Origin of the sequence: Streptomyces sp. NPDC093261, assembly GCF_044753645.1 — a bacterium.
GTDB lineage: Bacteria > Actinomycetota > Actinomycetes > Streptomycetales > Streptomycetaceae > Streptomyces.
This window is the reverse complement of sequence record NZ_JBIVNO010000001.1, coordinates 425,840-450,094: the sequence shown is the minus strand read 5'-3', so window position 1 is coordinate 450,094 and position 24,255 is coordinate 425,840. Positions and strand designations below refer to the sequence as shown.

Annotated in this window: 20 protein-coding genes; 7 read left to right on the top strand and 13 right to left on the bottom strand. The window is 72.7% G+C overall.

Translation table 11 applies throughout. From position 1 onward, the window contains the following. Positions 1-16: 16 nt before the first annotated feature. From aceE to ACIP94_RS02040, 6 genes are all read right to left on the bottom strand, one after another. The gene (gene aceE, locus ACIP94_RS02065) at positions 17-2,719 is read right to left on the bottom strand and encodes a pyruvate dehydrogenase (acetyl-transferring), homodimeric type (RefSeq protein WP_402418179.1); all 2,703 of its coding nucleotides are present in this window, start codon (positions 2,717-2,719) and stop codon (positions 17-19) included. 283 nt (positions 2,720-3,002) lie between these two features. Then, positions 3,003-3,626: a GntR family transcriptional regulator gene (locus ACIP94_RS02060; RefSeq protein WP_402418176.1), complete on the bottom strand. Its 624-nt coding sequence runs from the start codon at positions 3,624-3,626 to the stop codon at positions 3,003-3,005. Positions 3,627-3,812: 186 nt separating this feature from the next. Continuing rightward, positions 3,813-5,591, bottom strand: coding sequence for a 2-oxoglutarate dehydrogenase, E2 component, dihydrolipoamide succinyltransferase (sucB, locus tag ACIP94_RS02055; protein ID WP_402418174.1), 1,779 nt, complete (start codon positions 5,589-5,591; stop codon positions 3,813-3,815). Between the two features lie 60 nt (positions 5,592-5,651). Next, positions 5,652-7,040, bottom strand: a complete 1,389-nt coding sequence (gene lpdA / locus ACIP94_RS02050) for a dihydrolipoyl dehydrogenase (protein ID WP_402418171.1) — start codon at positions 7,038-7,040, stop codon at positions 5,652-5,654. Positions 7,041-7,394: 354 nt separating this feature from the next. After that, the gene (locus tag ACIP94_RS02045; RefSeq protein WP_402418168.1) at positions 7,395-8,915 is read right to left on the bottom strand and encodes a leucyl aminopeptidase; all 1,521 of its coding nucleotides are present in this window, start codon (positions 8,913-8,915) and stop codon (positions 7,395-7,397) included. A 346-nt stretch (positions 8,916-9,261) separates the two neighbouring features. Next, positions 9,262-10,044 (bottom strand): adenosylcobinamide-GDP ribazoletransferase, encoded by a 783-nt coding sequence (locus ACIP94_RS02040; protein WP_402418166.1) that lies wholly within the window; start codon positions 10,042-10,044, stop codon positions 9,262-9,264. Between the two features lie 139 nt (positions 10,045-10,183). Here ACIP94_RS02040 and ACIP94_RS02035 point away from each other — a divergent pair, with 139 nt between their 5' ends. Next, a complete protein-coding gene (locus ACIP94_RS02035) occupies positions 10,184-10,945 on the top strand; it encodes a hypothetical protein (protein WP_402418164.1) in 762 nt (253 codons plus the stop codon). Here the strand turns inward: ACIP94_RS02035 and ACIP94_RS02030 are convergent. The 3 genes from ACIP94_RS02030 to cobT all read right to left on the bottom strand — a co-directional run bounded on the left by ACIP94_RS02030 (position 10,885) and on the right by cobT (position 15,198). Further along, the gene (locus ACIP94_RS02030; RefSeq protein ID WP_402418161.1) at positions 10,885-11,586 is read right to left on the bottom strand and encodes a hypothetical protein; all 702 of its coding nucleotides are present in this window, start codon (positions 11,584-11,586) and stop codon (positions 10,885-10,887) included. The genes ACIP94_RS02035 and ACIP94_RS02030 overlap by 61 nt on opposite strands. A gap of 61 nt (positions 11,587-11,647) precedes the next feature. Then, a complete protein-coding gene (locus ACIP94_RS02025) occupies positions 11,648-13,420 on the bottom strand; it encodes a phosphatidylglycerol lysyltransferase domain-containing protein (RefSeq protein WP_402420302.1) in 1,773 nt (590 codons plus the stop codon). Positions 13,421-14,130: 710 nt separating this feature from the next. Beyond that, entirely contained in the window at positions 14,131-15,198 is a 1,068-nt protein-coding gene (gene cobT, locus ACIP94_RS02020) for a nicotinate-nucleotide--dimethylbenzimidazole phosphoribosyltransferase (RefSeq protein ID WP_402418157.1), read from the bottom strand. A 202-nt stretch (positions 15,199-15,400) separates the two neighbouring features. On the opposite strand from cobT, the gene ACIP94_RS02015 reads away from it, so the two are divergent. Then, complete coding sequence (locus tag ACIP94_RS02015; protein ID WP_402418154.1) at positions 15,401-16,390, top strand: class I SAM-dependent methyltransferase; 990 nt, start codon at positions 15,401-15,403, stop codon at positions 16,388-16,390. Here the strand turns inward: ACIP94_RS02015 and ACIP94_RS02010 are convergent. Further along, positions 16,379-17,578, bottom strand: a complete 1,200-nt coding sequence (locus ACIP94_RS02010; RefSeq protein WP_402418151.1) for a bifunctional adenosylcobinamide kinase/adenosylcobinamide-phosphate guanylyltransferase — start codon at positions 17,576-17,578, stop codon at positions 16,379-16,381. The two genes, ACIP94_RS02015 and ACIP94_RS02010, sit on opposite strands and share 12 nt — an antisense overlap. A 113-nt stretch (positions 17,579-17,691) precedes the next feature. Here ACIP94_RS02010 and ACIP94_RS02005 point away from each other — a divergent pair, with 113 nt between their 5' ends. Further along, positions 17,692-17,904 carry a hypothetical protein gene (locus tag ACIP94_RS02005; RefSeq protein ID WP_402418148.1) on the top strand — a complete coding sequence of 71 codons (213 nt, stop codon included), beginning with the start codon at positions 17,692-17,694 and terminating at the stop codon, positions 17,902-17,904. A 124-nt stretch (positions 17,905-18,028) separates the two neighbouring features. Here ACIP94_RS02005 and ACIP94_RS02000 read toward each other — a convergent pair whose 3' ends face one another. The 3 genes from ACIP94_RS02000 to ACIP94_RS01990 form a co-directional block, all read right to left on the bottom strand. Beyond that, the gene (locus ACIP94_RS02000) at positions 18,029-19,093 is read right to left on the bottom strand and encodes a S1C family serine protease (RefSeq protein ID WP_402418145.1); all 1,065 of its coding nucleotides are present in this window, start codon (positions 19,091-19,093) and stop codon (positions 18,029-18,031) included. 70 nt (positions 19,094-19,163) lie between these two features. Next, positions 19,164-19,904: a class I SAM-dependent methyltransferase gene (locus tag ACIP94_RS01995; protein WP_402420299.1), complete on the bottom strand. Its 741-nt coding sequence runs from the start codon at positions 19,902-19,904 to the stop codon at positions 19,164-19,166. 80 nt (positions 19,905-19,984) lie between these two features. Further along, the gene (locus ACIP94_RS01990) at positions 19,985-20,611 is read right to left on the bottom strand and encodes a DUF3043 domain-containing protein (RefSeq protein ID WP_402418142.1); all 627 of its coding nucleotides are present in this window, start codon (positions 20,609-20,611) and stop codon (positions 19,985-19,987) included. A 299-nt stretch (positions 20,612-20,910) separates the two neighbouring features. Between ACIP94_RS01990 and ACIP94_RS01985 the strand changes: the two genes are divergently transcribed. The 4 genes from ACIP94_RS01985 (at position 20,911) to ACIP94_RS01970 (ending at position 24,237) form a co-directional block, all read left to right on the top strand. Beyond that, positions 20,911-21,708, top strand: coding sequence for a PspA/IM30 family protein (locus tag ACIP94_RS01985; RefSeq protein WP_402418139.1), 798 nt, complete (start codon positions 20,911-20,913; stop codon positions 21,706-21,708). Positions 21,709-21,775: 67 nt separating this feature from the next. Continuing rightward, positions 21,776-22,054, top strand: a complete 279-nt coding sequence (locus ACIP94_RS01980; RefSeq protein WP_402418137.1) for a hypothetical protein — start codon at positions 21,776-21,778, stop codon at positions 22,052-22,054. A 250-nt stretch (positions 22,055-22,304) separates the two neighbouring features. After that, positions 22,305-23,537, top strand: a complete 1,233-nt coding sequence (locus ACIP94_RS01975) for a sensor histidine kinase (protein WP_402418134.1) — start codon at positions 22,305-22,307, stop codon at positions 23,535-23,537. Between the two features lie 22 nt (positions 23,538-23,559). After that, entirely contained in the window at positions 23,560-24,237 is a 678-nt protein-coding gene (locus ACIP94_RS01970) for a response regulator (RefSeq protein ID WP_402418131.1), read from the top strand. The last annotated feature ends 18 nt before the right edge of the window (positions 24,238-24,255 follow it).

Here is a 24,255-nt window from a genome sequence, read left to right as displayed (position 1 = left end):
ACCGCATCACCGGCTCTTACAGGCCGTACTTCTCGCGGGCCTCCTTGACGGCCGTCGCCTTGACCTCGCCGCGCCGGGCGAGCTGGGCGAGTGCCGCGACCACGATCGACGGGGCGTCGACACCGAAGTGGCGGCGGGCCGCCTCACGGGTGTCCGAGAGGCCGAAGCCGTCGGCGCCCAGCGAGGAGTAGTCCTGCTCCACCCACTGCGCGATCTGGTCGGGGACCTGGCGCATGTAGTCGGACACCGCGAGGACCGGGCCCTCGGCGCCCTGGAGCGCCTGGCGGATGTACGGCACCCGCTCCTCGCCCCGCAGCAGCGCCGCGTCCGCCTCCATGGCGTCCCGGCGCAGCTCGCCCCAGGACGTCGCCGACCACACGTCCGCCGCCACGCCCCACTCCTCGGCGAGCAGCCTCTGCGCCTGAAGCGCCCAGTGGATCGCCGTGCCGGAGCCCAGGAGCTGGATGCGCGGGGCGTTGGCCACGGGCGACAGGCCCGCCGACTCCGCCGTGTTGTAGCGGTACAGGCCCTTGACGATGCCCTCGTCGATGCCGAGGCCGGACGGCTTCGCCGGCTGCGGCAGCGGCTCGTTGTAGACCGTGAGGTAGTAGAAGACGTTCGGGTCCTCACCCGGCGCGGTCTCGCCGTACATCCGGCGCAGACCGTCCTTGACGATCACGGCGATCTCGTACGCGAAAGCCGGGTCGTAGGTCAGCGCGGCCGGGTTGGTGGCCGCGATCACCGGGGAGTGGCCGTCGGCGTGCTGGAGGCCCTCGCCCGTCAGCGTCGTGCGGCCCGCCGTGGCGCCGACGAGGAAGCCGCGGCCGAGCTGGTCGCCGAGCTGCCACATCTGGTCGGCGGTGCGCTGCCAGCCGAACATCGAGTAGAAGATGTAGAACGGGATCATCGCCTCGCCGTGCGTCGAGTACGACGTCGATGCGGCGATGAAGTCGGCCATCGAACCGGCCTCGGTGATCCCCTCGTTGAGGATCTGGCCGTTCTCGGCCTCCTTGTAGTACATCAGCTGGTCACGGTCGACCGGCTCGTACGTCTGGCCCTTCGGCGAGTAGATGCCGAGGGACGGGAAGAGCGACTCCATGCCGAAGGTGCGCGCCTCGTCCGGGACGATCGGCACCCAGCGCCGGCCCGTCTCCTTGTCGCGGACCAGGTCCTTGACCAGGCGGACGAAGGCCATGGTGGTCGCCACGTTCTGGGAGCCGGAGCCCTTGTCGAAGGACGCGAACGCCTTCTCGGACGGGGCGGGAAGCGGTGCGACCGGGTGGACACGGCGGGCCGGGGCCGGGCCGCCGAGGGCCGCGCGGCGCTCCTGGAGGTAGCGGACCTCGGGGGAGTCGGCCCCGGGGTGGCCGTAGGGCACCACGCCGTCGGCGAACCGCGCGTCCGGGATCGGAAGTTCCAGCAGGTCGCGCATCGCCTTGAACTCGTCCACCGTCAGTTTCTTCATCTGGTGGTTGGCGTTCTTCGACGCGAAGCCCGCGCCGAGGGTGTGGCCCTTGACCGTCTGCGCCAGGATCACCGTCGGGGCGCCCTTGTGCTCCAGGGCGGCCTTGTAGGCGGCGTACACCTTGCGGGGCTCGTGGCCGCCGCGCGAGATGTGGAAGCAGTCGAGGATCTTGTCGTCGCTCAGCACCTTCGCCATCTCGACGAGCGCCGGGTCCTTGCCGAAGAAGTCCTGGCGGATGTAGGCGGCGTCGCGGGTCTGGTACGTCTGGACCTGGGCGTCCGGTACCTCGCGCAGCCGGCGTACGAGCGCGCCCGTGGTGTCGAGGGCGAACAGCTCGTCCCAGGCGCTGCCCCACAGCGTCTTGACGACGTTCCAGCCGGCGCCGCGGAACTGGGCCTCCAGCTCCTGCACGATCTTGAAGTTGGCGCGCACCGGACCGTCGAGGCGCTGCAGGTTGCAGTTGATGACGAAGGTGAGGTTGTCCAGCTCCTCACGGGCGGCCAGCGCGAGCGCGGCCGTCGACTCCGGCTCGTCCATCTCGCCGTCGCCGAGGAAGGCCCAGACGTGGGACGCCGAGACGTCCTTGATACCGCGGTTGGTGAGGTAGCGGTTGAAGCGCGCCTGGTAGATCGCCGACAGCGGGCCGAGACCCATGGAGACGGTGGGGAACTCCCAGAGCCAGGGCAGCCGGCGCGGGTGCGGGTAGGAGGGCAGGCCGTTGCCGCCGGCCTCCTGGCGGAAGTGGTCGAGGTGGTGTTCGCTCAGCCGGCCGTCGAGGAAGGCGCGGGCGTAGATGCCGGGGGCGGCGTGGCCCTGGACGTACAGCTGGTCGCCGGAGCCGTCGCCCTCCTTGCCGTGGAAGAAGTGGTTGAAGCCGGTCTCGTACAGCCAGGCGGCGGAGGCGAAGGTGGCGATGTGGCCGCCGACGCCGTACTTGCTGCCGCGGGTCACCATCGCGGCCGCGTTCCAGCGGTTCCAGGCGGTGATCCGGGCTTCCATCGCCTCGTCACCGGGCACGGCCGGCTCGGCGGCGGTCGGGATGCTGTTGACGTAGTCCGTCTCGAGAAGCTTCGGCAGCGCGATGCCGGTGCCCTCGGCGCGCTCCAGCGTGCGGCGCATCAGGTACGCGGCACGGTGCGGCCCGGCCGCCTTGGTGACGGCGTCCAGGGAGGCCTGCCATTCGGCGGTCTCCTCGGGGTCGCGGTCCGGGAGCTGGTCGAGCTCGCTCGGCTGGATGGCGTTGGGGTCGGTCATGTCGCCGCCTTCCTCAGTCGAAGGGGGTTCCCTCATCGGTAAGGGTCGGGGTTGCCCTTGGTCTTTGGCAGGACAGGGCGGTGGACTTCGGTGGAAGTCCGTCGGCGACTGTAACTCCCTGATCGATGATCGATCAAAGGGGTGAGGGGCAAAACCTCTCGATTTCGAGAAAGTCGGCACGCGGTGCCGTCGAACGAGACACCGAGTGTCGCTCTTTCTCGGGGGTTTTCGCAGGTCGCCCGCGTTCGAACGGGGCGGCGCTCCGGTGCTGGGGAAGGGGCTCCTAGGCCCGTGGGGCGCACCCCAGCACGTGTGCCTTCACGATCTCCGCGATCCGCGGGTCGCGCCGCCGGAAAGCGGCCACCAGCTCCTCGTGCTCCTCCGCGTACGACTGCTGCACCGTCCCCAGCCAGCGGATCGACAGGGCCGTGAACACCTCGATGCCCAGTCCCTCCCAGGTGTGCAGCAGCACCGAGTTCCCGGCGGCCCGCACCAGCTCCCGGTGGAAGGCCACCGTGTGCCGCACCTGCCCCGTCCCGTCCGACCTGCGGTCCGCCTCGTAGAGGGCCGTCACGTGCGGTTCCAGGGCCGAGCAGTCCTCCGCCAGCCGTCCGGCCGCCAGCTCCGCCGCGATGGCTTCCAGACCGGCCCGGACGGGATAGCTCTCCTCCAGGTCGGCTGCCGTCAGATTCCGCACACGCACGCCCTTGTTGGGTGCCGACTCGATCAGCCGCAGCGACTCCAGCTCCCGCAGCGCCTCCCGGACCGGCGTCTGGCTGACCTCCAGCTCCGTGGCGATCCGCCGCTCCACGATCCGCTCGCCCGGCTTCCAGCGCCCGCTGACGATCCCCTCCACGATGTGCTCGCGGATCTGCTCGCGCAGCGAGTGGACGACGGGCGCGGTCATGAGGGCTCCTCAGTCGGGGCGTTCGACGCTTAGACAATACGGCGGTCAGCCCGTGGGGGAAGAGCGCATGCGGGCGCTTTCCCGCAGGTGAGACAAGGCTTACACCCCGCTGTCACGGACAGACACGGCGCCCCCGTCCGGAACGTCCGGACGGGGGCGCCGTGGAACAGGCCGGCTGTCGGTGGCTCAGAGGCCGAGCTCGACCTCGAACTCGCCTGCCTCCAGGATCGCCTTGACCGCGGTCAGGTAGCGGGCGGCGTCGGCGCCGTCCACCAGACGGTGGTCGTAGGAGAGGGTCAGGTAGGTCATGTCGCGGACGCCGATGACCGTGCCCTCCTCGGTCTCGATGACCGCCGGGCGCTTGACCGTGGCACCGATACCAAGGATCGCGACCTGGCCCGGCGGCACGATGATCGTGTCGAACAGCGCGCCCCGCGAACCGGTGTTGCTGATGGTGAAGGTCGCGCCGGACAGCTCGTCCGGAGTGATCTTGCTGGCCCGGACCTTGCCCGCCAGCTCGGCGGTGGCCTTGGCGATGCCCGCGATGTTGAGGTCACCGGCGTGCTTGATGACCGGGGTCATCAGGCCCTTCTCGGAGTCCACCGCGATACCGATGTTCTCGGTGTCGAAGTAGGTGATGGTGCCCTCGGCCTCGTTGATCCTGGCGTTGATGACCGGGTGGGCCTTCAGCGCCTGGGCCGCCGCCTTCACGAAGAACGGCATCGGGGAGAGCTTGACGCCCTCGCGGGCCGCGAACGCGTCCTTGGCCTGGGCGCGCAGACGCATCAGGCGGGTCACGTCGACCTCGACCACCGAGGACAGCTGGGCCTGCTCGTGCAGGGCCTTGACCATGTTGTCGCCGATGACCTTGCGGATCCGCGGCATCTTCACGGTCTGGCCGCGCAGCGGGGAGACCTCCAGGGCCGGCGCCTTGCGGGCGGCGGGCGCCGCGGCGGCGGGAGCCGGAGCCGCGGCGGCGGCCTTCGCGGCCTCGGCGGCGGCGATGACGTCCTGCTTGCGGATGCGGCCGCCGACGCCGGTGCCCTTGACGGTGGACAGGTCGACGCCGTTCTCGGCGGCGAGCTTGCGCACCAGGGGGGTCACATAGGCGCCCTCGTCGGTCGGCTGCGCGGCGCGAGCCGCCGGGGCCGGGGTGACCGGGGCGGGCGCCGGGGCCGGGGCGGCGGGCGCGGCGGGGGCCGGGGCGGCAGCGGCGGGGGCCGCCGGAGCGGCCGGAGCCGGGGCCGGGGCGGCGGGCGCGGCGGGGGCGGCGGGGGCGGCAGCGGCGGGTGCCGGAGCCGGGGCGGCGGGGGCCGGGGCGGCCGCGGGAGCGGCACCCGGCTGGCCGATGACGGCGAGCTTGGCGCCGACCTCGGCGGTCTCGTCCTCGCCGACCACGATCTCCAGGAGCACGCCGGAGGCGGGCGCCGGGATCTCGGTGTCGACCTTGTCCGTGGAGACCTCGAGCAGCGGCTCGTCGGCATCGACGGTGTCGCCGACCGACTTCAGCCAGCGGGTGACGGTGCCCTCGGTGACGCTCTCACCGAGCGCGGGCAGGACCACGTCCGTGCCCTGGGCGCCACCGGCCGGAGCGGCGGGGGCGGCGGGAGCGGGGGCCGGGGCCTCGGCGACCGGGGCCGGCTCGGCGGCCGCGGCCGGGGCGGGCTCGGCCGGCGGGGCGGGGGCCTCGGCGGCGGCCGGGGCCGGAGCCGCGGCGGGGGCGCCCGTGCCGTCGTCGATGACGGCCAGCTCGGCGCCGACCTCGACGGTCTCGTCCTCGGCGACCTTGATGGAGGCCAGGACGCCGGAGGCGGGGGCGGGGATCTCGGTGTCGACCTTGTCGGTCGACACCTCGAGCAGCGGCTCGTCGGCCTCGACGCGTTCGCCCTCGGCCTTCAGCCAGCGGGTGACGGTGCCCTCGGTGACGCTCTCACCGAGCGCCGGAAGGGTTACGGAAACCGGCATGGTTTCGGTTGCTCCTTACGAAGTGCGGAAGTCTGTGTCGTCGCGTTCGTCGACCGAGGGTCAGTCGTGCATGTGAAGAGGCTTGCCGGCCAGGGCGAGGTGAGCCTCGCCGAGCGCCTCGTTCTGCGTCGGGTGGGCGTGGATCAGCTGGGCGACCTCGGACGGCAGCGCCTCCCAGTTGTAGATCAGCTGGGCCTCGCCCACCTGCTCGCCCATCCGGTCGCCGACCATGTGGACGCCGACCACGGCACCGTCCTTCACCTGGACGAGCTTGATCTCGCCCGCGGTCTTGAGGATCCGGCTCTTGCCGTTGCCCCCGAGGGGGAACTTGATGGAGACGACCTTGTCCGCGCCGTAGATCTCCTTGGCCTTGGCCTCGGTGATGCCGACGGAGGCGACCTCGGGGTGGCAGTAGGTCACCCGCGGCACGCCGTCGTAGTCGATCGGGACGACCTTCAGGCCGGCCAGGCGCTCCGCCACCAGGATGCCCTCGGCGAAGCCGACGTGCGCGAGCTGGAGCGTCGGGACCAGGTCACCGACGGCGGAGATGGTCGGGACGTTGGTGCGCATGTACTCGTCGACGAGGACGTAGCCGCGGTCCATGGCGACGCCGGCCTCCTCGTAGCCCAGATTCTGGGAGACCGGGCCGCGGCCGACGGCGACGAGGAGGATCTCCGCCTCGAACTCCTTGCCGTCGGCGAGGGTGACCTTGACACCGTCCTGGGTGTACTCGGCCTTCTGGAAGAAGGTGCCCAGGTTGAACTTGATGCCGCGCTTGCGGAAGGCGCGCTCAAGAAGCTTGGAGGAGTTCTCGTCCTCGACCGGGACGAGGTGCTTGAGGCCCTCGATGACCGTGACGTCGGCACCGAAGGACTTCCAGGCGGAGGCGAACTCGACGCCGATGACGCCGCCGCCGAGGATGATCGCGGACTTGGGCACGCGGTCCAGGACGAGGGCGTGGTCCGAGGAGATGATGCGGTTGCCGTCGATCTGGAGGCCGGGCAGCGACTTCGGCACGGAACCGGTCGCCAGGAGGACGTGGCGGCCCTGGATCCGCTGACCGTTCACGTCGACGGAGGTCGGGGAGGAGAGCCGGCCCTCGCCCTCGATGTAGGTCACCTTGCGGGAGGCGATCAGGCCCTGCAGACCCTTGTACAGGCCCGAGATGACCTCGTCCTTGTACTTGTGGACGGCCGGGACGTCGATGCCCTCGAAGCTGGTCTTGACACCGAACTGCTCGCTCTCGCGGGCCTGGTCGGCGATCTCGCCCGCGTGGAGCAGAGCCTTGGTGGGGATGCAACCCTTGTGCAGGCAGGTGCCGCCGACCTTGTCCTTCTCGATCAGGGCGACGTCCAGACCCAGCTGCGCCCCTCGCAGGGCCGCGGCGTAACCACCGCTACCACCGCCGAGGATCACTAGGTCGAAAACGGTGCTGGCGTCGTTCGCCACGTCACGTCCTCCATGCATGTGCGCCGTGCGCCGGTCTCCGATGACCGGCAGGCGGCTGGTGTCCGGCCGCTTGTTGCTTCGGCCCTTCGGTGGGGGCCCTGTCCTGCCGAGACCCCATCTTTGCACTTGTCGGCGGCTGAGGAGACGCCGGGCCGCGGTCTGGGACGTCTGATCCATCACGTCGGGAGGTCGTGGCCGCCCCCGCCCCCGCGGATTTCGTCGAGGGCGTAACGCCCGTACGGCCGGGAGCACGGCCCGGGCCCGAGGGCGGGACGAGGGAGGCCCCGGATGCCGTGGCATCCGGGGCCTCCCTCGTGTGTGGCGCACTCCGGTGCGCGTCACTGCGTGCGGGCGTCAGCCGAGGTCGCCCGCGGCGGTCAGCTCCGCGAGCCGCACCAGGGTGCGGACCGCCGAACCGGTGCCGCCCTTGGGGGTGTAGCCGAAGGGGGCCTGCTCGTTGAAGGCCGGGCCGGCGATGTCGAGGTGGGCCCAGGTGATGCCCTCACCGACGAACTCCTTCAGGAACAGACCGGCGACCAGGCCGCCGCCCATCCGCTCGCCCATGTTGGCGATGTCGGCCGTCGGGGAGTCCATGCCCTTGCGCAGGTGCTCGGGGAGCGGCATCGGCCAGGACTCCTCGCCGACCTCCTCGGCGGCCTCGTGGATCGCGGTGCGGAACGCGTCGTCGTTCGCCATGATCCCGAAGGTGCGGCTGCCGAGCGCCAGCATCATCGCGCCGGTCAGGGTCGCGACGTCCACGATCGCGTCGGGGTCCTCCTCCGACGCCGCCCACAGGGCGTCGGCGAGCACCAGACGGCCCTCGGCGTCCGTGTTGAGGACCTCGACGGTCTTGCCGCTGTACATGCGCAGCACGTCGCCCGGGCGGGTGGCCGAGCCGGACGGCATGTTCTCGGCCAGGGCGAGCCAGGCGGTGACGTTGACCTCGAGACCGAGCCGGGCTGCGGCCACGACCGCGGCGAAGACCGCCGCCGCGCCGCTCATGTCGCACTTCATGGTCTCGTTGTGGCCGGCCGGCTTGAGCGAGATGCCCCCCGAGTCGTAGGTGATGCCCTTGCCGACCAGTGCCAGGTGCTTGCTCGCCTCAGGGTGCGTGTACGACACCTTCACCAGGCGCGGCCCGGAGGCCGAGCCCGCGCCGACGCCGAGGATGCCGCCGTAGCCGCCCTTGGCCAGCGCCTTCTCGTCGAGCACCTGCACCTTGAGGCCGTGCTCCTTGCCCGCGGTCTGCGCCAGGGACGCGAAGGCCGCCGGGTTCAGGTCGTTGGGCGGCATGTTGACGAGGTCGCGGGCGCGGTTGAGTTCCTCGGTGACCGCGATGGCGCGCTCGACGGCCGCCTTGTAGGCCTTGTCGCGCGGCTTGCCGCCGAGCAGGGCGACCTCGGCGAGCGGAGCCTTGCCGTTCTTGGAGTTCTTGCCGTTCTCCTTGTACGCGTCGAAGGAGTACGCGCCGAGCAGCGCGCCCTCGGCGATGACGCCGGCGTCGGCGGCGTCCGTGAGCGGCAGCGCGAAGACGGCCTTCTTGGAACCGGCGAGCGCACGGGCGGCGGCACCGGCGGCCCGGCGCAGCGATTCGGCGGCGTAGGACTCGTCCTTCTCCGGCGCGGCACCGAGGCCGACGGCCACCACGACGGGAGCCTTGAAGCCGGAGGGTGCGGGCAGCTTCGTCACCTCGCCCTCGGCACCCGAGGCGCCCAGAGTCTCCAGGACGACGGCGAGCCTGCCGTCGTACGCCTGGTCCACGGCCTCGGCGCCCGGTGCGACGACCGGGCCCTCGGCGCCCTTCGCGACACCGACCACGATCGCGTCGGCGCGCAGGCCGGCCGCCGCGGCGGTGCTGAGAGTGAGAGCAGTCACGGTGGTGAAATCTCGCTTCCGATTGAGTTTCGGTGGCCGAACGGGATGGGGTCGACCGGCCCGGGACCCGACCCTAGATTGCTCCGATCGTTCGGTCTTCACCTGGGCAGGGAAACACCCGGCACGAGCCTACGCGCGGTGGCCGGTGCGCTCGTTCCCTTGGGTGTTCACCTCTTCGTGGTGCCTTGGCCGTCTGCCGCCCGGCCGATCGGTGGCCCGGATCACACCGGGGCTTCCCGCGAGCGGCCCGCCCACCGTTTTCGGTGATGGTTTTTCATGATGTCTGCCGGTTCCTCCCGGTCCGACCCCGGCGCCCTGGCCCGTCGTGGGGCCCGGACGTGGACGATCAGCCCAGGGACAGGACGACGAGCGCGGTCGTCGCGGCCGTCTCCGCGAGAGCGCCGAAGACATCACCCGTCACTCCGCCGAACCGCCGGACGCAGTGCCGCAGCAGCAGTTCCGCGGCGGCCACCGCGACCACCACCGAGGCCGCCGCACGGACGGCGCCGTAGAGGCCGAACAGCGCGCCCCCGGCCGCCGCCGCCGCGGTCACGGCGAGCCCCGCGGCGAGGGAGCCCCCCACCGGGACCACCCCGGCGACCGCCGCCCCCAGCCCCTCCGGCCGCGCGGCCGGCACCCCCTCGCGCGCGGCCAGGGTGAGGGCGAGCCGCGCGGCGGTCGCCGAGACGACGGCGGCCAGCAGGCCTCGCGTCCAGGAGGTGCCGTACGCCTGGGCGAGGGCCGCCACCTGGGCGAGCAGCACCAGGACCAGAGTGATCACGCCGAACGGGCCGATGTCCGACTGCTTCATGATGCGCAGCGCGTCCTCGGCGGCCTTCCCGCTGCCGAGTCCGTCGGCGGTGTCGGCGAGCCCGTCCAGATGCAGGCCCCGGGTCAGCACGGCCGGTACGGCGGCGCCGGCGACGGCGGCCGTCAGCGGACCCGCGCCCAGCAGGAGCAGGACCGCGCCGAGCAGCCCGGCGAGGACCCCGACCACCACTCCGGCGAGCGGCGCGCACACCATGCCGCCGCGTGCGGCCGGGCGGTCCCAGCGGGTCACCGTGACGGGCAGGACGGTGAGGGTGCCGAAGGCGAAGCGGAGGCCGTGCAGGCGCGGGGTCTTGGACACGGGCGAAGGGTACGTGAGGGGTGGGATCGTGCTTCCGTGGGGCGGCCGTGCGTGGGCAGGCGGCCGTGCTTCCGTGGGACGGCCCTGCTCGGGGCGGCCGTGACAGGCGGTTCGGGGCCGTCGCGGGCACACTTTCCCCATGGGCCACTGGCTGGAGCGCAACATCGTCGAGCCGGGCAAGCTCCCGCTGCTGCTCGCGCTGGCCTCGTTCGTGCTGACGTTCGTGGTCACCCGGGTCGTCACCCGTCTCATCCGGGCGGGCAAGGGGCCGTTCGGCAACGTGAGCGCCGGTGGCGTGCACGTCCACCACGTCGTCCCCGGTGTCGTCCTCGTCGTCGTGGGCGGCTTCGGCGCGCTTGCCGGCCGCCATGGCCCGGGTTCCGGTGTGTGCGCGATCCTCTTCGGCGTCGGGGCGGGCCTGGTCCTGGACGAGTTCGCGCTGATCCTGCACCTCGCGGACGTCTACTGGACGGCGGAGGGCCGCAAGAGCGTCGAGATCGTCGTGCTCACGGCGGCGCTGGTCGGCCTGGTCCTCGCGGGCTTCGCGCCGTTCGGCGTCAACGACGTCTCCGCGAGCGAGCTGCACGACCGCGGCACCGTCATCGCGAGCGTCGGCGCGAACTTCCTCTTCTCGCTGCTCGCCCTGAGCAAGGGCAAGGCGCGCACCGCGCTCTTCGGCGTGATCGTCCCGCTGGTCGCCGTGATCGGCGCCGTGCGGCTGGCCCGCCCCGGCTCCCCGTGGGCCAGACGGTTCTACCGCCGCCGGCCGCACGCCCGCGCCCGGGCGGGCCTGCGGGCCTACCACCACGACCGCCGCTGGGCGGTCCCCAGCCGCAGACTTCAGGACTGGATCGGCGGCAGGCCCGACTCACAGGACACCCGGGTGCCCCAGCGCCAGTAGCGGCTGAGCGCCGACATCCCGCACAGCACCAGCACCGCGGCGATCGCGGCGATGTGCTCCTTGCCCGCGAGGTTGTCCTTGATCAGGAGTTCGCCGATCATCGCCGCGGTCACCACGCCTCCGGTCAGATAGGCCTGGTACCGCCAGCACAGGAACAGGGCCAGCCCGATCACCGCCGCCGACGGACCGGTGTCGACGACCTGCGCGTCCGTCGGGAGCAGCCCCAGCGGATGATGCGCTCCCCACTGGACTCCCATGCGCGCGTAGAGCGTGCCGGACAGGGTGGTGGCGTACGCGATGCCGAGCGTGCGCCACCAGCCCAGACAGATCTCGGCGATCCCGAACACGCACAGGATCTGGAGCAGTGCCCCCCACACCGGCAGATCGAGGGCCGGTACGAAGAGGGAGAGCGGGGTGCGCAGCAGGGCCAGATGGAGCGGCTCCTCGGCCCGTACGGACCCGATGTGCTGTACGAACCCGAAGCCCCACGGCTGGTTCTGCACGAACTGGAGGACCGATGTCAGGCACACGGCCGTCAGCGTCATCGGGACCGCCCGCCGGCTCCGTCGCGCGAGGGCCTGGCGCACGGTGACGTACAGCAGTCCCCATTCGGCGCGGGCCAGGCGGGCGAGGGCGTTCATCCGGCGTTCCTCATCGTCCGGTGCTCCTCATCGTCCGGTGATTCTCATCGTCCGGTGCTTCTCATCTGTGCGACTCAAGGTGCTTGCGGTGCAGCCACTTCGGCAGTCCCGGAGCCTCCAGGAACCCCTCGGCGCGCGCCGAGGCGACGCCGATGCGCAGCAGGTCCGCGCTCTTCTCGAAGAGCAGGAACCGGGGCTCCCAGATGGGCCGGTACTTCGCGTTGGCCCGGTACAGCGACTCGATCTGCCACCAGCGCGAGAAGAAGCTGAGGAGCGAACGCCACAGCCTGAGCACCGGTCCGGCACCGAGGCGCGCACCACGTTCGAAGACGGATCGGAACATGGCGAAGTTGAGCGATACCTGGGTGATCTCGATCTCGCGGGCGCGGCGCAGGAGTTCGATGACCATGAACTCCATCAGCCCGTTGTCGGAGTCGCGGTCACGGCGCATCAGGTCGAGCGAGAGCCCGCGCGGGCCCCACGGCACGAAGGACAGCAGCGCCCGCAGCCGGCCCTCGGCGTCCACGCACTCCAGCATCACGCACTGCCCGTCCTGCGGGTCGCCGAGCCGCCCCAGCGCCATGCTGAACCCGCGCTCGGTGGCCCCGTCCCGCCAGTCGTCGGCCTTCTCCAGCAGATACGCCATCTCCTGCGCGGGGATGTCCTCGTGGCGCCGGATACGCACCGTGTACCCGGCGCGCCGCACCCGGTTGTAGGCCTGGCGGACGGTGCGCATGGCCCGGCCCTCGAGGGTGAACTCGCCGATGTCCACGAGGGCTTCGTCACCGAGTTCGAGCGCGTCCAGCCCGTGCCGCGCGTACACGGTCCCGGCCTCCTCGCTCGCGCCCATCACGGCCGGGATCCAGCCGTGCGCCCGGGCCTCGGCGAGCCAGGGCTCGATGGCGCCGGGCCAGGCCTCGGGGTCACCGAGCGGGTCGCCGGAGGCGAGCGAGACACCGCCGACGACGCGGTAGGCGACCGCGGCCTTGCCGGTGGGGGACCAGATCACGCTCTTCTCCCGGCGCAGCGCGAAGTACCCGAGCGAGTCCCGCTCGCCGTGCCGGGCGAGCAGCGCCCGCAGCCGCTTCTCGTCGTCCTCCGTGAGGGGGTCGACGGCGCGCCGGGAGCGGAAGGCGGCGTAGAGCACGGCGAGGACCAGCAGCGTGCTGAAGACGTTGATCGTGACGTTGACCCAGTTCGGCGTGGTGATACCGGGGTAGTGCGACTCGTCGGCGGCGACGGAGACCAGGCGCAGGGTGCCGTAGCGCCACCGGTCCAGGAAGGTCGAGCGGTGCGGGTCGTGCGCGGTGTTGGTGACGGTCACCAGGAGCGCCGCGAGCAGCGAGGAGGCGAGCAGACCGCCGACGGCGACCACGGCGGCGAGCCGCGGGTTGGAGCGGTCGCCCTTGGCGTAGAACTCGCGCCGCCCGACGAGAAGGGCACCGACGAAGCCCGCGGTGAGCACCAGGGAGACCCAGTTCTGCGCGTACTGCCGGATCTCCGGGAAGCTCATGGCGAAGGCGAACAGCAGCAGGAACGGGCCACTGAGCACGAGGTTGAGGATCCATGCGGCCCGCTTGCGCCGCCGCATGGTGACGGCGAGGAACATCGTGAAGACGCCCGAGGCGAATCCCGCGGTCAGCAGGTACGGGGTGAAGAGGTTCTCCTGGTTGTGTCGCCGTACGTCCTGCCCCAGGGAGACCCAGACGGCGGAGAGGAAGTTGATGAAGGTGACGGCGCGCAGGTACCAGACGGCGCATGCGGCGGCCCGCCGGGAGGCCCGACTGGACCGCCGTGGCTCGCCCCCCGGCCGAACCGTGCGTTCCTGTTCCATGGTGAAACGGGCATCTCCCATGAAGGGCGATGATATGGGGCGGCCGGGTGTGCGCGGGGGAGCGGTGCGGGACGGAATCCGCCGGATCGGACCCCCTTCGCCGCACAGCCGACCGCACGTCATCCTCGGCCGCCGTCGGCGCGCCTGGTCGCTCGTCAGGTTCAGGCCGCTGGTCGTGTCCGGCTGGTGATCACGGCCGGGCCGCTTCTCGCACCCGCCGGCTGCGGCGTCCCGCCGCTGCCGGTGTCCGGCCGGCCCCCGGAGGGCCGCGCTCCGCCTTGGGCTGCTTGTCGGCCGGCCGCTGCGGCCCCTCGGTGCTCGTCGTTCCCGGCTGCCCGCCGGGCCTCACCGCACGCCACGTCCGGTCGCGCGTCTCCCGGGGCGACTCCACACACCCGGGCGACTCCTTACGCCCGGCCGCGCGTCGGGCCGCTTGTCGTCCGCGGGCCATCCGCCGTGTCCGGCCCGCGCGTCGCGCCCGGGCAACTCCGCTGCCCGGGCGGCGAGCCGCCCCGAGCAACTGCGCACGCCCAGGCGGCTCCTGACGCCCCGACAGCTTCCCGCGTCCGTCGGCCGGGCACGCCCTGACCGCCGGCCCGTGGGGGCTTGTGCGTGCCCGTCGCCGGCCCATGGCCGCCTGTCGTGCCCGCCGCCCGCCCGCGGGGGCTTGCCGTGCCCGCCTGCCGCGCACCCTCCCAGGCCCCCCTGAGCTACTCGTCGCCCCGGGCCTCCGTGGCCGTCTCCGGGAGTTCTGCCGCCAGGGCGGCGGCGGCCTGGATCAGGGGGAGTGCCAGGAGGGCGCCGGTGCCCTCGCCGACGGTCACGCCGTGGTCGAGGAGCGGCTCCAGTGCCATCCGGTCCAGTGCCTTGGCCTGCGCGGGCTCCCCGCTGTTCTGGCCGGCCAGCCACCAGTCCGGCGCGCGGAACGCGATCCGCTGCGCGACCAGCGCGCACGCCGCCGACACGACCCCGTCCAGGATCACCGGGGTCCTGCGCACGGCGCACTGCAGCAGGAAGCCCGTCATCGCCGCCAGATCGGCCCCGCCGACCGCGGCGAGCAGCTGCAACTGGTCGCCCAGCACCGGCCGGGCCCGCCGCAGCGCGTCCCGTACGGCCGCGCACTTGCGCATCCACGCCAGGTCGTCGATCGCGAGCCCCCCGCGCCCGGTCACCACGGACGCGTCCGTCCCGCACAGGGCGGCGATCAGCACGGCCGCCGGCGTGGTCCCGCCGACGCTCAGGTCACCGAGGACCACCAGATCGGTCCCGGCGTCCGCCTCCTCGTCGGCGACCGCGGTCCCCGCCCGGAACGCCGCCTCCGCCTCTTCGGGCGTCAGCGCGTCCTCGACATCGATGCGTCCGCTGCCGCGCCGCACCCGGTGCCGTACGACATCCCCGGGCAGTTCGTCCGGATCGCAGTCGAGCGCCAAGTCGACCACGCGCACGGGCACGTTCAGTTGCCGCGCCAGGATCGACGCCGGGCTCGCGCCCTCCAGTACCGCCCGCACCAGCCGGTCCGCGCTGCCCGCCGGCCGCGCGGACACCCCCAGTGAGGCGATGCCATGGTCACCCGCGAACAGCACGACGCGCGGTCGCTCGATCGGCCGCACGGGTACGGCGGACTGCGCGGCCGCCAGCCACTCACCCAGGTCGTCCAGACGGCCCAGTGCCCCGGGCGGCACGATCTGACGCTCCCTGCGCGCCTCCGCGTCGCGGCGCACCCCGCTGTCGGGGCGCTCGATCAGATCGGTGAAGTCGTCGAGATTAAGCGAGCTCATTGGTCGAACAGTACCGGCCCTGATCGTGCGTTGAGGCGCCACGTCGACGGCACGTCATTGCACCACTGAGTGGTGTCCCGTACGTACCTTTTGTGCATGTACGGCTGTGCACCCCCGTGGTCGCGGCCGTACCCCTGTCGCCGCGGTCCTCCGTCGTCCCGCCCGCCCCCAGCCGCCACCCCCGTCGCCACAGGAGCCGCCCATGCGCCGCACCCCACGGACGGCCGCCGCGCACCGCGCCGAACGCCGCGGTGAACCCGCCCCGGACCCCGCCCGCCCGCCGGAGCCGCGCCGCGAGGACTGCCCGTGGTGCGGCTCCACACGACTGCGCATCCGCGTCCGCACCCGGCCGAGCGCCGCCCCGGACCCGGTGCGGCCGGGCGCCCTCGGCGTCGACGAGTGCCGGGACTGCGCCCATGTCTTCCGCAACCCCCGCCCCGCCGCCGGGGAACGCGCCCGCCACGACTCCGACGCCCCCGACGGCAGCCGGGAGCGCCACCGCTTCGCCGAGCGCTTCCTCGGCGCCCGTGCGAGCGCCCGGCGCCACCGGGCGGCCGCCCGCGCGCTGCTGTCCCTCCCGGAGCCGGAGAGCTGGCTCGACGTCGGCACGGGGCACGGCCACTTCCCCGAAGCGGCCAGGGAGATCCACCCCTACACCTCCTTCGACGGACTGGACCCCACGTGGCGCGTCCACCGGGCGTGGGCCGCGGGCCGGGTCGAGGAGGCTCACCGCGGACACCTCACCGACCCGGCGATCCTCGCGCGTCTGCGCTGCCGCTACGACGTCGTCAGCATGGTGCACCACCTGGAGCGCGCCCCCGACCCGCGCGCGGAACTGCGCGCCGCCCTGACCGTGCTGCGCCCCGGCGGTCACCTGCTCGTCGAGGCCATCGACCCCGGGCGCGCGTTCGGCCGGCTGCTCGGCGGGCGGTGGTTCCCGCACGGGGAGCCGCACCGCCTCCACCTCGTGCCGCCGGCCAATCTGCTGGCCGAACTCCAGGCCCTGGGCTGCGCGATCGTCGCCACGGACCACCGCGCGCCGCAGACGCCGTACGTGCCGGCGGGCGCCCTCGCCCCGACGCCGGCCGGTGCCCTGCCGGTGCCGGACCGCGCCCCGGCACCGCCGCTGCGGCGCATCCGCTTCTCCGGCGCCTACCGGGTCATCGCGCGCACGCCGCCCTCATCCCCGTAGCGTGAGCGCCTGCCCGGCCACCACCAGCAGGACGTGCTCGCACTCCGCCGCGAACGCCGCGTTCAGACGGCCGAGTTCGTCACGGTAGCGGCGGCCGGACGCCGTCGCCGGGACGATGCCGGAGCCCACCTCGTTCGAGACGGCGACGACCTTCCGGCGGGTCTCCCGCACCGCCGCCGCCAGCTTCTCCACCCGCGTCCGCAGGGCCCGTTCGCCGCCGTCCGCCCACTCCGCGTCGTCCCACGCGTCCACCGCGTCCATCGCGTCGGTCAGCCACAGCGACAGGCAGTCGATCAGCAGCGGCGGCCCCTCCTCCTTCAGCAGCGGCAGGAGGTCGCAGGTCTCGGTGGTGCGCCAGGAGCCGGGCCGTCGCTCCCGGTGCGCGGCCACCCGCGCCGCCCACTCCGTGTCCCCGCCCCGCGTTCCGCCGGTCGCCACGTACAGCACGTCCGGGAACGCCTCCAGCCGCCGCTCGGCCTCCACCGACTTGCCCGAGCGCGCCCCGCCCAGCACCAGCGTGCGCCGCGGCACGTCAGGGACCTGGTCGTAGGCTCCCACGGCCAGCGTCGTCCCGTCCGGCACCGCCCGCGCCCCCGCGGCCGCGAGCCGCCGCCGCAGCTCGGCGCCCGGCGGCACGTCGTGGTCGAGGTGCACGGCGATGACGTCGGTGGTCGGCCCGAGCGCCCCCACCGCCCGCAGCCTCGCGACCGCGTCCGGCCGCCCCACCACGTCGGCGACCACCATGGCGTACGGCTCCACCGGCCCCACGAGGCCGGCGGGCGCCCCGCCCGGCGGCAGATACAGCAGCCGCATCCCGTCCGGGCCCGTCACCGCGTAGCCCGTGCCCGGCGCGTCCATCGCCAGGGCCCGCACCCGGTGCCCGGTCAGCAGTGCCAGCTCCCGCCCGTCCGGCACCCGTGCGGGCTGCGGCAGACCCGCCGGGACCTCCACCGGGGGCCCCTCGTGCGGGTGGGTCAGAAGTACCTGGCGTACCCCGGCCAGAGAGTGCCCGGCACGTGCGGCCGCGAACGCCGCACCCGGCGTCAGGTCCAGCAGCAGCGTGCCGTCCACCAGCAGCGAGGTCGCCGCGCGCGCCTCCGGGCCGAGCGCACGCGCGCAGGCCGCACAGGGACAGTCGGGGCGGGGGAGTCCCGCGGGGGCACCGGTGCCGAGCAGAGTCAGTTCCACGGACCCGATTTTCCCGGGTCGCCGCAGGTCTTGCGCGTCCGGCTAGGCTCAGGACAGCGGCCGGACCAGGATCCGGCCGGTGCTCTGCATGTGCTCACATCTGGGAGGCGTACATGGCGGCATGGACGTGGCGGTTCGAGAAGGCCGACGGGGCGGAGGTCCAGCCCGCGGTCGTGCCCGAGGAGTTCACCACGCAGGGGGACGCCGAGTCCTGGATCGGGGAGCACTGGAGGGAACTGCTCGACGGCGGCGCCGACCGGGTGCGGCTGTACGAGGACTCGACGGAGATCTACGGGCCCATGAGCCTGCGCGCCGACGAGTCGTAGCCGGGGACGCACGCACGCGCGGGGCGGACGGGGCCGTACGGCCCTCGCCCGCCCCGACCCGTCATCCGCTGCCGTCCGCCTACTGCCCGCCCGGGGTCCCGCCTACTGCCCGCCCCGGGCCCCCTTACTGCTCGCCCAGGGTGACGGCGACCGTCCGCCGGCCGCCGTCGCGGGTGAAGGTGACGGTCGTCCGCTGTCCCGGCCTGTCGCCGGCGAGCGCCTCCGCGAGCGAGGTGATCGTGGTGACGTCCCGGTCGCCCAGCCTGGTGATGACGTCCCCGGCCCTCAATCCCGCCTTGTCGGCCGCGCCGCCCGGCTGGACCTCGACCACCGCGACTCCAACCGGCTGATAGGCGCCGTTCACCACCGTGCGGCCGGTGATGCCGAGCGCGGCCCGTCCCGAGTAGGTGACCCGGCCGCTCTTGATGATCTGGTCGGCGATCGCCTTCACCAGGGACGCCGGGATGGCGAACCCGATGCCGGGCGCCGCGCCGTTGCCGAGTTCGGGGTCGACGGCGGCGAGCGTGGGGATGCCGATGACCTGGCCGTTCAGATCGACGAGCGCGCCCCCGCTGTTGCCGGGGTTGATGTCCGCCGAGGTCTGCACCATGTTCGCGATGGTGGCGCCCGTACCGCCCTCGCTGTTCCCCTCGCTGACGGTCCGTCCGGTCGCCGAGACGATCCCGTCGGTCACGCTCGACGACAGCCCGAGCGGTGAGCCCATGGCGAGGACGATCTGACCCACCTGGACCCTGGCCGAGTCGCCGAAGACAGCCGGCCGCAGGCCCTGCGGCGTCCGGTCCAGCCGGATGACGGCGAGATCCTGCTGCGGATACGAGGAGACGAGGCTCGCGGTGAGCACCTGCTGGCTGTTGGCGGTGGTCACCCTGAACTTCTTGCTGCTGCCCACCACATGCGCGTTGGTGACGATGTGCGCGTTGCCGTCGTAGACCACCCCGGACCCGAGGGCCTCGCCGGCCTGGATCTGCACCACCGACGGCAGCACGTTCTTGATGACCCGCTGGTAGTCGCTCTGCAGATCGTTGGCCGTCGTGGGGGAGGGGGCCTGCGCGTTGGTCGGGTGCTCGGTCGGGGCCGGCTGCCCGGAGCCGGTGCAGCCGGGCAGGACCAGACACCACAGGAGAAACGGAACGCACCGCCGAACGGCACGGGCACGGGTAGCGTCCATGCCCCGAGTCTCCCCTCGGGAGGGTTCCCGGGCTCTTCCTGCGCGTCCGAACGAGGCGGCCGGCCGTGGCTCAGCCGCGTACCCCGCACAGATGCAGCAACGCGGCCACGCCCCGGTACGGATCCGTGCGTCCCGCCCGTTCCTCGGCGGCCAGCAGACGCTCCACGTCCGCGGGGAGCGGCGCGTCGTCGGGCGCCGTGTCCGTGAAGACCCGCACCCCGTACCAGGCGTGCAGCGGAGCCCCGATCCCGGCGAGCGTCGCGGTCAGCGTCGCCAGCCGGTCGGCGCGCACACCCGGGCCCAGGGGGGATGGGGATCCCCCCGCTCGAGCGGAGTCGGGAGTGGGGGAGCAGGCGGTGGTGCCGAAGGAGGCGAGCGCCGTGTCCCAGTTCCCGGACAGCCCCGGCCGCATCGCCAGCGCGTCCCCGTTCCGCACGAGCAGCGACAGCAGTCCCCCGGGCGCGAGCATCCGCGCCAGCCCCGCCAGCAGCGGATCGGGCTCGTCCACGTACATGAGCACCCCGTGGCACAGCACCACGTCGAAGCTGCCCGGCAGGAAGTGCACCCCCGTGTCGCGCCCGTCCCCCTCGATGATCCGCATCCGCTCCCGGATGCCCTCGGGCTCCCCGGACAGGGCCTCGCGGGCCACCGCGAGCATCCTCGGATTCTGTTCGAGCCCGGTGACCCGGTGCCCGGCGCGGGCCAGGCGCAGCGCCTGGGTGCCCCGGCCCATCCCCACGTCGAGCACCCGCAGCCGCTGCCCGACGGGGAACCGCCCGGCTATCTGCTCGTCGAGCTGCCGGCCTACCAGCTCCTGCCGTACGACATCACGCAAACCGCCCGGCCTGTCCGGCCAGGCACCGACCGCATCCCCGGAGAGAGAATCCGCGCTCAGGGCCGCTCTCCGCGCTTGACCAGCGGCTTCGGTAGCCTGAATCGGCGGATCTGCAGGGAGCGCATCAGCGCGTAGGCGATCGCGCCCTTCTTGTTCCGGTCGGGGAAGCGCTCGTTCAGCCGCTTGCGCAGCCGGAACGCGGAGAAGATCGAGTCGACCACGATCAGGACGATGACGACGAGCCACAGCAGCAGCGCGATGTTCTGCAGCGAGGTCACCTTCACCAGGCTCAGCGCCAGGATGATCACGGCCATCGGCAGGAAGAACTCCGCGATGTTGACGCGCGCGTCGATGTAGTCGCGGGCGAACTTGCGGACCGGGCCCTTGTCCCGCGCCGGCAGATACCGCTCGTCACCGCCGGCCAGCGCCTGTCGCTGCCGCTCCATCTGGACGCGGCGCTCCTCGCGCTGGCGCTTCGCGGCGTCCTTGCGCGTCATCGGCGTGTTGGCGACGCTGCGCCGCTGGGACTGGGCCTCACTGCGCTTGGGCGTGGGCCGGCCCTTCTTGGCCTGCGGGTCACGGGGCTGCTTGGAGTCGGTCACCGGCGCCTTGTCGGCGGGGGCCTTCTCTTCCTTGGCACGGCTACGGAACACAAAACCCAAGGGTACGGGGTTCCCCCGCATGGACCCCAGCCGGCTGGGGAACGATCCGGCAACACCGCTCGTCTGTAGGGGGACAGAGGCCCTCAAAAAGGAGGACAGCCGGCGTTCTTCCGGAAGCCGGCCGAGGGAATCCGGGCGTCTCCCTGTACGTAACCTCGGGGGACACCTACTCCCTACGCCGGAGCGGGACCGTACGCAGTCGTCCTTGGGGATGACCGCATCCGTCCCCGAACAGTGCGGTAATGGATGCAGGGCCCGTACTGTGGGTCCTGTCGCAGACCTGTGAGCTGGAGTCCGTCAGAAGGGGGCGCGCGAAGCCCATGAGCGGTGTCATGAAGCGTATGGGGATGATCTTCCGCGCGAAGGCGAACAAGGCCCTTGACCGGGCCGAGGACCCGCGCGAGACCCTCGATTACTCGTACCAGAAGCAGCTCGAGCTGCTCCAGAAGGTGCGCCGTGGAGTCGCGGACGTGGCGACCAGCCGCAAGCGCCTGGAGCTCCAGCTCAACCAGTTGCAGCAGCAGTCCTCCAAGCTGGAGGACCAGGGCCGCAAGGCGCTGGCGCTCGGCCGCGAGGACCTGGCCCGCGAGGCGCTGTCCCGGCGCGCCGCGCTCCAGCAGCAGGTGACGGACCTGGAGACCCAGCACCAGACCCTGCAGGGCGAGGAGGAGAAGCTGACCCTGGCGGCCCAGCGCCTCCAGGCCAAGGTGGACGCCTTCCGCACCAAGAAGGAGACCATCAAGGCGACGTACACGGCGGCCCAGGCACAGACCCGGATCGGCGAGGCGTTCTCCGGTATCTCCGAGGAGATGGGCGACGTCGGCCTCGCGATCCAGCGCGCCGAGGACAAGACGGCACAGCTCCAGGCCCGCGCCGGCGCCATCGACGAGCTGCTGGCCTCCGGCGCCCTGGACGACCCCTCCGGTATGGCCAAGGACGACATCCAGGCGGAGCTGGACCGGCTCTCCGGCGGTACGGACGTGGAGCTGGAGCTTCAGCGCATGAAGGCGGAGCTGGCGGGAGGCGCCTCCGACCAGCGGCAGGCGCTGGAGGGTGGCACGGGCCAGGGGCAGTCCCAGTCCCAGCCGCAGGACACCCCGCGCTTCGACAAGCAGTGACGCTCGGCGGACCGTCACCTCACGTAACGCTGTCATCCACCGGGTCCCACGCCGACAGGAGGGCCACATGATCGTACGGATCATGGGGGAGGGGCAGGTGAAGCTGGACGACACCCACTTCACCGAGCTCAACAAGCTGGACGACGAGCTGCTGCGGGAGATGCAGAGGGACGACGAGGAGGGCTTCCGGCGCACGCTGAACGCCCTCCTGGACGCGGTGCGCCGGCTGGGCGCCCCGCTGCCGGACGACTCCCTGGAACCGTCGGAGCTGATCCTGCCGTCGCCGGAGGCCACCCTCGCGGAGGTCCGCGAGATGCTGAACGACGACGGCCTGATCCCGGGCTGAGGGGTTCGGCACCTCCGGGTGCCGGTCCCTTCGCATCCCCAGGCCCTTCGGCGGCTCCGGGTCCCTTGCGGCGGCTCCGGTTTTTTCGGCGGGCCCGGTCCCTTTTGGCGGCTCCGGGTCCCTTCGGCGGCTCCGGGCCCTCTCGGCAGCCCGGGGTCGCTCGGCACTCCCAGGTGCGTTCAAGGCGCCCCTTCTCCGGGGCCCCACCACCCTGGTTCCGCCCGCCGCAGGCCCCCCGTACCGTGAACCCGTGAGCCCCCTGGAACGCACCTGGTGCCGGATCGGCGCCCATCCCCTCGCGCTGGACGCCGCCCTCGCCTTCGGCGTCCTCGTCTCCATGGTGGCCAGTTCCTTCGTCGACCCCCATGGCGAGCACGGCGCGGACTGGAGCCCACGCAGCCCGGGTGTGCTGAGCCTCGCCCTCATGGTGCTCGGTGCGGCGGCGCTCATCCTGCGGCGCCGGCGGCCCCTGGCCGTCCTCGCGGTCACGGTCGCCCTCTCCCTCGTGGAACTGGTCGCCGCCGACCCGCGCGCCCCCGTCGCGATGTCCGCGGTCGTCGCCCTGTACACCGTCGCCTCCACCACCGACCGCCCCACCACCTGGCGCGTCGGCCTGCTCACCATGACGGTGCTCACCGGTGCCGCCATGCTCGGCGGTCCCCTGCCGTGGTACGACCAGGAGAACCTCGGCCTCTTCGCCTGGACCGGCATGGCCGCGGCCGCGGGCGACGCCGTCCGCAGCCGCCGCGCCTTCGTGCACGCCATCAGGGAGCGCGCCGAACGCGCGGAACGCACCCGCGAGGAGGAGGCCCGCCGCCGGGTCGCCGAGGAGCGGCTGCGCATCGCCAGGGATCTGCACGATGTGGTCGCCCACCACATCGCCCTGGTCAATGTCCAGGCCGGGGTCGCCGCGCATGTCATGGACAAGCGCCCCGACCAGGCGAAGGAGGCCCTCGGCCATGTCCGCGAGGCCAGCCGGTCCGCGCTCAACGAGCTGCGCGCCACCGTCGGTCTGCTGCGGCAGTCCGGGGACCCCGAGGCACCCACCGAGCCCGCCCCCGGCCTCGCCCGACTCGACGAGCTGGCCGACACCTTCCGCCACGCCGGGCTCCCCGTGGAGGTCGCTCGCGCCGACCACGGCACCGTCCTGCCCGCGGCCGTCGACCTGGCCGCGTACCGGGTGATCCAGGAGGCCCTGACCAATGTGCAGAAGCACGCCGGCCAGACGGCGAAGGCCGAGGTCAGCGTGGTCCGGGTGGGACCGCATATGGAGATCACGGTCCTCGACGACGGCACGGGCGAGGACACCGGGCCCGAGAACGACGACGGATACGGCGGGCACGGGCTGCTGGGCATGCGGGAGCGCGTCACCGCCCTGGGCGGAGCCCTCACCGCCGGTCCCCGCTACGGAGGCGGGTTCCGGGTCCATGCGATCCTGCCGCTCGAGACGCGCACGACGACCGCAGCCGGGGAGAGCGTGTGACCGCCGCCCAGGGAGGGCCCGTATGACCATCCGTGTCCTGCTCGCCGACGACCAGGCGCTGCTCCGCAGCGCCTTCCGGGTCCTCGTCGACTCGGAGCCGGACATGGAGGTGGTGGGCGAGGCGTCCGATGGCGCGGAGGCGGTCCGGCTGGCCGGGGAGCAGCGCGCCGACGTGGTCCTCATGGACATCCGGATGCCCGGGACGGACGGTCTCGCCGCGACCCGGCTGATCAGCGCGGACCCCGCCCTCGCCCACGTCCGTGTGGTCATCCTGACGACCTTCGAGGTCGACGACTATGTCGTGCAGTCACTGCGCGCCGGGGCCTCCGGGTTCCTCGGCAAGGGGTCCGAGCCGGAGGAGCTGCTGAACGCCATCCGGGTCGCGGCGGGCGGCGAGGCGCTGCTGTCCCCCGCCGCCACCAAGGGACTGATCGCCCGCTTCCTCGCCCAGGGCGACGACGACGGACGCGACCCGGCCCGCTCCGACCGGCTGGACACGCTGACCGGCCGGGAACGCGAGGTGCTCGTCCAGGTCGCCGGGGGCCACTCCAACGACGAGATCGCCGTACGTCTTCAGGTCAGCCCGCTGACGGTCAAGACGCATGTCAACCGGGCCATGGCCAAGCTGGGCGCACGCGACCGGGCCCAACTCGTCGTCATCGCCTACGAGTCGGGGCTGGTGCGTCCGAGGGTGGAGTGAGCGGGGCCGGGCCCGCTA